The following is a 6,163-nucleotide window of genomic DNA, read 5'->3' on the forward strand; positions in this document are numbered from 1 at the left end:
AAAAGGCCGGCAGCGGGAAGGCCCGCCACCAGCCATGGAAGCTTACGCAGCGCGTGAAGCCATGGAAACCAAAGGGTTACTTGAGTTCCACGGTTGCGCCGGCTTCTTCCAGCTTCTTCTTGGCCTCTTCGGCCTCGTCCTTGGACATGGCTTCCTTGATGGTTGCCGGAGCGCCATCGACGGCACCCTTGGCTTCCTTCAGGCCCAGGCCGGTGATCTCGCGCACGGCCTTGATCACGTTGACCTTCTTGTCGCCGGCGCTGGTCAGCACCAAGTCGAACTCGGTCTGCTCTTCGGCAGCGCTGGCGTCACCGCCGGCAGCCGGGCCGGCCACGACGGCAGCAGCGGCAGAGACGCCGAACTTTTCTTCCATCGCTTCGATCAGCTCGACAACTTCCATGACGGACATGTCGGCGACGGCGTTGATGATGTCTTCTTTGGTCAGTGCCATTTCGATAATTCCTAACTTTGCGGGAGCCTCGGCGCACCGAGTACTCGTCTGTTCAGTGTTCGATCCAGGCAGCAGTAATGAGTTCGCCGATCAGGCGGCCTGTTCCTGCTTCTGGTCGCGCAGCGCGGCCAGCGTACGAACCAGCTTACCGGCGGATGCCTCCTTCATGACGGACATCAGCTGAGCGATGGCCTCGTCATAGGTCGGCAGGGTCGCCAGACGGTCGATGTCGCTTGCCGGGATCAGCTCGCCTTCGTAGGCCAGCGCCTTGACTTCGAAGTTCTTCTCGTCCTTGGCGAAATCCTTGAACAGGCGGGCGGCAGCGCCCGGATGCTCGGTGGAAAACGCCAGCAGAGTCGGACCAACGAAGCTCTCGTTCAGACACTCCCACTGAGTGCCTGAGAGGGCGCGGCGTGCCAGGGTGTTGCGAACAACACGCAGCTGGACGCCATTCTCGCGTGCCTGCTTGCGCAGACCGGTCATCTTCTCGACCGTGACGCCACGAGAATCGGCAACTACGACGGAGAGAGCGCCCTTGGCCGCTTCACTGACCTCGGCAACGATCGCCTTCTTGCCTTCGAGTGCTAGTGGCACAGTGATCACTCCTTCGTGCCGGAACCTCGCAGAGCGGGCTCCGGGGTTACCATCTCTTCCATCGCCGCAAGCAGCGACTGGAAGTCCTGGGTGATGGTGCTCACCAGCGTTCTGGCGGCCACACCATCTGCGCAGGCACCCACTGGGGGAGATTAAGTCATCCCCGTTCAGGGGATGGCGCCTGCGGTCTTTGACGGCGCCCCTCGCCGCCTGTCAGGCAGCTCGGGGACCGCAAAGTTCTTGCTACTCGTCTTCTACCCCTCTGCCCTTATGCCAGGGCGGAGTGGTCGATGGTCAGACCCGGCCCCATCGTAGTGGACAGGGTGACCTTCTTGAAATAAATGCCCTTGGACGTGCTCGGCTTGAGACGCTTGAGGTCGGAAACCAGTGCTTCCAGGTTACCCCGGATGGCATCGGCATCGAAATCGACCTTGCCCAAGGTGGTATGGATGATACCGTTCTTGTCGGTACGGAAACGCACCTGACCCGCCTTGGCGTTCTTGACCGCTGTCGCCACGTCGGGCGTCACGGTGCCGACCTTGGGGTTCGGCATCAGGCCACGCGGACCGAGGATCTGGCCCAGCTGACCGACGACCCGCATGGCGTCCGGCGAGGCGATAACCACGTCGAAATCGAGCTGGCCCTTCTTGACCTGCTCGGCCAGATCGTCCATGCCGACGATATCGGCACCGGCTTCCTTGGCTGCATCGGCATTGGCACCCTGGGTGAACACGGCGACGCGCACATCCTTGCCGGTACCGTTGGGCATGACGGTCGCACCACGCACCACCTGGTCGGATTTACGCGGATCGACGCCCAGGTTGATGGCGACTTCCAACGATTCCTTGAACTTGACGGTGGACAGCTCGGCGAGCAGAGCCACGGCCTCTTCCAGCGAGTACGCCTTGGTCGGATCGACCTTCTCGCGAATCATCTGAGCGCGCTTGGAAAGCTTGGCCATGATCACAGACCCTCCACGTTGAGGCCCATGCTACGGGCACTACCGGCAATGGTACGCACCGCGGCGTCGAGGTCGGCAGCCGTCAGGTCCGGCTCCTTGGTCTTGGCGATTTCCTCGAGCTGTTCGCGGGTCACGGTACCGACCTTCTTCTTATTCGGCTCGCCAGAGCCGGACTTGATGCCTGCTGCCTTCTTCAGCAGGACCGCCGCGGGCGGAGTCTTGGTGATGAAGGTGAAGCTACGGTCGGAGTAGACAGTGATAACCACCGGCGTCGGCAGGCCCGGCTCGATATCCTGGGTCGCCGCGTTGAACGCCTTGCAGAACTCCATGATGTTCACGCCGTGCTGACCCAGCGCGGGGCCCACGGGGGGACTCGGATTGGCTTTACCGGCTGCCACCTGCAGCTTGATGTAAGCCTGTACTTTCTTGGCCATGATGAACTCCAGTTGGGTAGTAGCGCCTTGCGGCTCCCCGGGTTAGGCGACCGCTCAGGCGGCCGCGCAGCGAATCAGCGGTCGAGAACGATCACTCCTTCTCGACCTGAGAGAACTCCAGCTCGACGGGAGTCGCCCGACCGAAGATCAGCACGCTGACCTGCAGACGGCTCTTGTCGTAATTGACTTCCTCGACCACGCCATTGAAGTCGGCGAAGGGACCATCGACGACGCGTACGGACTGGCCCGGTTCGAACATCGTCTTGGGCCGCGGCTTGTCGCTGCCATCCTTCACCCGCCGCAGGATGGCATCCGCCTCCTTCTGCGTGATGGGAGCGGGCTTCTCCTTGGTACCACCAATGAAACCCATGACCCGTGGCGTCTCGTTGACCAAGTGCCAGGTCGCGTCATCCATCTCCATCTCGACCAGCACGTAGCCGGGATAGAACTTGCGCTCGCTCTTGCGGCGCTTACCGTCACGCACTTCGACGACCTCTTCGGTCGGCACCAGAATCTCGCCGAAGCGGTCCTCCATGCCGTACATCTTCACCCGCTCCTTGAGAGAGCGCATGACATGCTTTTCGAAGCCGGAATAGGCGTGCACGACGTACCAACGCTTGGACATGAAAACTCCTAACCGATGACGCCGGACATCGCCCAGCCAAGTAGGGTGTCGATCAGCCACAGCATCAGCCCGACGACCAGCACGGCGACCAGCACGATGGCGGTCGTCTGTACGGTTTCGGGTCGGGTCGGCCATACAACGCGCTGAATTTCCTTCTTGGCGTTCTTGGCAAGCTCAGCCAGCTCCCGCCCCCTGGCGGTCGTCAGCGCAAGCGCCGCGGCGGCCGCGCACAGCACAACAACGCCAAGCACACGGTAGAGAATTGCCTGGTCGGCGAAGTAGGTGTTGCCCACCACCGCCAGAACCAGCAACGTGACGACAACCGCCCACTTGAGCCCGTCGTGGCGCGACTCCTGCACCTCGGCGTTATGTTTCATGAAAACGAGACTCCTCAGGGTGCGGCAATCGAGTGTTCGTAAAGAAGAATGCCAACCTGGGGAAGGCTGGCAGGCCAGGAGGGAATCGAACCCCCAACCTGCGGTTTTGGAGACCGCTGCTCTGCCAATTGAGCTACTGGCCTGTATCTGATGCGCGCCACCCTTTGCAGATGGCATGCACAACAGCGGGCGCCATGATAGCGAAGGTCTCGCAAGGTGGCAACCCCTTCCGGCGCGTCGACACGCCTAAAAAGAAAAAGGCGAGCCTTGGCTCGCCTCTCGCTATTGGAGCTCATGGACGGATTTGAACCGTCGACCTCACCCTTACCAAGGGTGTGCTCTACCCCTGAGCTACATGAGCGCAACCTACCGGCATCGTGCAATGCCTGGAGCGGGCAGCGGGAATCGAACCCGCATCATCAGCTTGGAAGGCTGAGGTTCTACCATTGAACTATGCCCGCCTACCCACTCTTCCCAACCCAGACCCCAGCGATCTCGATCGGCTTATCTGGTGGAGGGGGAAGGATTCGAACCTTCGAAGCTTTCGCGGCAGATTTACAGTCTGCTCCCTTTGGCCACTCGGGAACCCCTCCAGATGGCGGACCATTCTACCGCCTGCCGAACCCCTGTCAAGTGCTTATTTATCAGCGACTTGCTTGCAGCCCACACCCGAGGGCGAGCCTACGGCTTCGGAACGCGCTGCATTGTGTCAAAACAGCATTGAGAAAGCAAGTCCCGCTCTGATTTTTTCGAGCCCGGCCGGCTGGGGTACACGTGGCGCGCCCGACATGCGTCCGGCACGCTCGGCGGCCGTAAGCGGAAAACAGGCCTCCAGACCGCCGTATACCATGTCTGGCCAGACGGCATGGGGGGACTGAACGCCGCGCGCCACGACGCGGGCATCGCCACCGGTCAGCAGCATCGGCAGCGCGATCCCCTCGCGATCGCAAACTTCGGCATAGATACGATTGACGGCGCTGACCGCCGCCAAGTAGATCCCGTGATTCACCGCCTCGACCGTACGCTTGCCCGGCAGCAGCAACTCTTCCGCCTCGCTGTCGGGATCGATCGCCACATTTCGTGTGCCCAGTTTGAGGCTCTCCTTCATCAGCCTCAGGCCGGGAATGATGTAGCCGCCGAGATGACGCCCACCCGGCAGCACGAAGTCGATGGTGATGGCGCTGCCGCAATCCACGGCGCAGCACCCTCCGGCCAACTGATAGCCGGCCAGCACTCCCAGCCAGCGATCCACTCCGAGGCGATAGGGCTCCTCGTACCCGTTGACCACTCCCAATGCCTCCGGCACCGAGCGAGCCACGTGAACATGGCTGACGCGGCTCTGCAGCAGTGCTACGGTCTGCTCGAGCACGGCTTGTCTGGCGACACTGGAGATTCTCACCGCCTCGACCACATCGAGATCGGGGATATCCGAGCCCGGCTTCCACTCCTCACGGGTCCACACGGCGCCGCGCGAGCGAATCTCGCTGCTGTCGGCATCCTTCAGGCGCCACTTGGAGAGCGTATTGCCGATATCCAGATCCAGGATCATGGGCGCCCACGCACGCTGATCTCCCCCCCTCCCAGGCGCTCACGCCTGCCACGATGGCGAATCCACAGGTTGCCCGCCTCGTCCACCGATTCCGCTATCGCCGTGAGCCGCTCCGCCCCACGGTGCACCTCGACTTCACATTCCGCGAATGCATGCCGGGCATTCCATTCTTTCTGCCAGGCGGCAAAGCCTTGCGCCTCGTAGTTGGCAAGCAGCGGCATCAGCTCGTCCAGCAATTCTGCAGCCAGTCGATTTCGTGATAGCCCAGGCGCTTGGTCGTGTACCGCCGCCACATGCTGTTCGATCCGTTTACGGAAGGTTTGCGGCAGGTCGAAATTGGTTCCCAAGCCCACCACGACCTCGCAAGGTCCGGCGGTGTCACCGCTGATCTCGACCAGGATGCCGGCCAGCTTGCCCAATCGCCCTTCATCATCTTCCAGCAGCACATCGTTGGGCCACTTGAGTCTGGGCCTGACGCCGTGCCGCTCCAGCACCCTGGCCAGCGCCACGCCTATAGCCAGACTCAGCCCCTCCAGAGCTGCCACGCCTGTCTCGAAACGCCAGCCCACCGAAAACATGAGCGCGCGTCCCCAGGGGGTCGACCAGGCGCGACCGCGACGGCCTCGCCCCGCACTTTGTTGTTCGACCAGGCACACCTCACCATGGCCCGCCTCTTGCTCGAAGCGTTGGCGAATGAATGCATTGCTCGAGGGCAGCGTCTCCTCGATGAACAGCCGAGCGACATGCTGCCTCCCACGCCGCGACAGCCCTGCCACGATGGCACTGCCATCGAGCAGCTCCAACGGGGCCGACAAGCGGTAGCCCTGCCCCTTAACCGCCTCCAGCGTGATATCCATTGCCTCGAGCTTCTTCAATTGTTTCCAGACTGCGGTGCGGGATACGCCCAGCCGCTCCCCTAACTGCTCACCCGAGTGGAACTCCCCGTCACCCAACAGCCGGATCAAATCGCCGATGGTCATGCCCTAGCGCCCCAACCGGGAAAAGAGTCATTCTAGCGGAACAGCGCAGCCGTCGGAAACGCGCTGATAGGAAAAAGAAAAGCCCCGCGTTCCTTCGAACACGGGGCTTTCTTGGAGGAAGGGCCGGGGCCGTTGGCCGGCCTTCGACGGGCGGCGCTCCGCGATGCTCCCTGGAGGCCCTAAAACGGCGAA

At 62.2% G+C, this 6,163-nt stretch carries 8 protein-coding genes and 4 tRNA genes; all 12 read right to left on the reverse strand.

The genetic code is table 11. The annotated features are described in order from the left end of the window. Positions 1–76 precede the first annotated feature (76 nt). Complete coding sequence (gene rplL / locus CYJ07_RS18750) at positions 77–451, reverse strand: 50S ribosomal protein L7/L12 (RefSeq protein WP_104205230.1); 375 nt, start codon at positions 449–451, stop codon at positions 77–79. A gap of 90 nt (positions 452–541) precedes the next feature. Next, entirely contained in the window at positions 542–1,045 is a 504-nt protein-coding gene (gene rplJ, locus CYJ07_RS18755) for a 50S ribosomal protein L10 (RefSeq protein ID WP_104205231.1), read from the reverse strand. Between the two features lie 268 nt (positions 1,046–1,313). Further along, positions 1,314–2,006 carry a 50S ribosomal protein L1 gene (rplA, locus tag CYJ07_RS18760; protein ID WP_104205236.1) on the reverse strand — a complete coding sequence of 231 codons (693 nt, stop codon included), beginning with the start codon at positions 2,004–2,006 and terminating at the stop codon, positions 1,314–1,316. 2 nt (positions 2,007–2,008) lie between these two features. Then, on the reverse strand, positions 2,009–2,440 hold the full coding sequence (gene rplK / locus CYJ07_RS18765) for a 50S ribosomal protein L11 (RefSeq protein ID WP_071943762.1): 432 nt from the start codon (positions 2,438–2,440) through the stop codon (positions 2,009–2,011). Positions 2,441–2,531: 91 nt separating this feature from the next. Then, positions 2,532–3,065 (reverse strand): transcription termination/antitermination protein NusG, encoded by a 534-nt coding sequence (gene nusG, locus CYJ07_RS18770; protein ID WP_104205232.1) that lies wholly within the window; start codon positions 3,063–3,065, stop codon positions 2,532–2,534. A gap of 8 nt (positions 3,066–3,073) precedes the next feature. Further along, a complete protein-coding gene (gene secE, locus CYJ07_RS18775; RefSeq protein ID WP_104205233.1) occupies positions 3,074–3,442 on the reverse strand; it encodes a preprotein translocase subunit SecE in 369 nt (122 codons plus the stop codon). A 67-nt stretch (positions 3,443–3,509) separates the two neighbouring features. After that, a tRNA-Trp gene (locus tag CYJ07_RS18780) sits at positions 3,510–3,585 on the reverse strand. Between the two features lie 143 nt (positions 3,586–3,728). Continuing rightward, positions 3,729–3,803, reverse strand: a tRNA-Thr gene (locus CYJ07_RS18785). A 26-nt stretch (positions 3,804–3,829) separates the two neighbouring features. Continuing rightward, a tRNA-Gly gene (locus CYJ07_RS18790) sits at positions 3,830–3,903 on the reverse strand. 48 nt (positions 3,904–3,951) lie between these two features. Further along, positions 3,952–4,035, reverse strand: a tRNA-Tyr gene (locus tag CYJ07_RS18795). A gap of 116 nt (positions 4,036–4,151) precedes the next feature. Continuing rightward, a complete protein-coding gene (locus tag CYJ07_RS18800; RefSeq protein WP_104205234.1) occupies positions 4,152–4,991 on the reverse strand; it encodes a type III pantothenate kinase in 840 nt (279 codons plus the stop codon). Continuing rightward, complete coding sequence (locus tag CYJ07_RS18805) at positions 4,988–5,971, reverse strand: biotin--[acetyl-CoA-carboxylase] ligase (RefSeq protein ID WP_104205235.1); 984 nt, start codon at positions 5,969–5,971, stop codon at positions 4,988–4,990. The genes CYJ07_RS18800 and CYJ07_RS18805 overlap by 4 nt, the downstream gene beginning before the upstream one ends. Between the last annotated feature and the right edge of the window lie 192 nt (positions 5,972–6,163).

Origin of the sequence: Billgrantia saliphila (genome assembly GCF_002930105.1) — a bacterium.
Taxonomy (GTDB): Bacteria; Pseudomonadota; Gammaproteobacteria; order Pseudomonadales; family Halomonadaceae; genus Halomonas; species Halomonas saliphila.

Excerpts from the sequence above, each read along its gene's own strand:
- CYJ07_RS18800 (WP_104205234.1), bottom strand. The coding sequence starts at position 4,991 with ATGATCCTGGATCTGGATATCGGCAATACGCTCTCCAAGTGGCGCCTG.
- rplL (WP_104205230.1), bottom strand. The coding sequence starts at position 451 with ATGGCACTGACCAAAGAAGACATCATCAACGCCGTCGCCGACATGTCC.
- rplK (WP_071943762.1), bottom strand. The coding sequence starts at position 2,440 with ATGGCCAAGAAAGTACAGGCTTACATCAAGCTGCAGGTGGCAGCCGGT.
- CYJ07_RS18805 (WP_104205235.1), bottom strand. The coding sequence starts at position 5,971 with ATGACCATCGGCGATTTGATCCGGCTGTTGGGTGACGGGGAGTTCCAC.
- rplA (WP_104205236.1), bottom strand. The coding sequence starts at position 2,006 with ATGGCCAAGCTTTCCAAGCGCGCTCAGATGATTCGCGAGAAGGTCGAT.
- nusG (WP_104205232.1), bottom strand. The coding sequence starts at position 3,065 with ATGTCCAAGCGTTGGTACGTCGTGCACGCCTATTCCGGCTTCGAAAAG.
- secE (WP_104205233.1), bottom strand. The coding sequence starts at position 3,442 with ATGAAACATAACGCCGAGGTGCAGGAGTCGCGCCACGACGGGCTCAAG.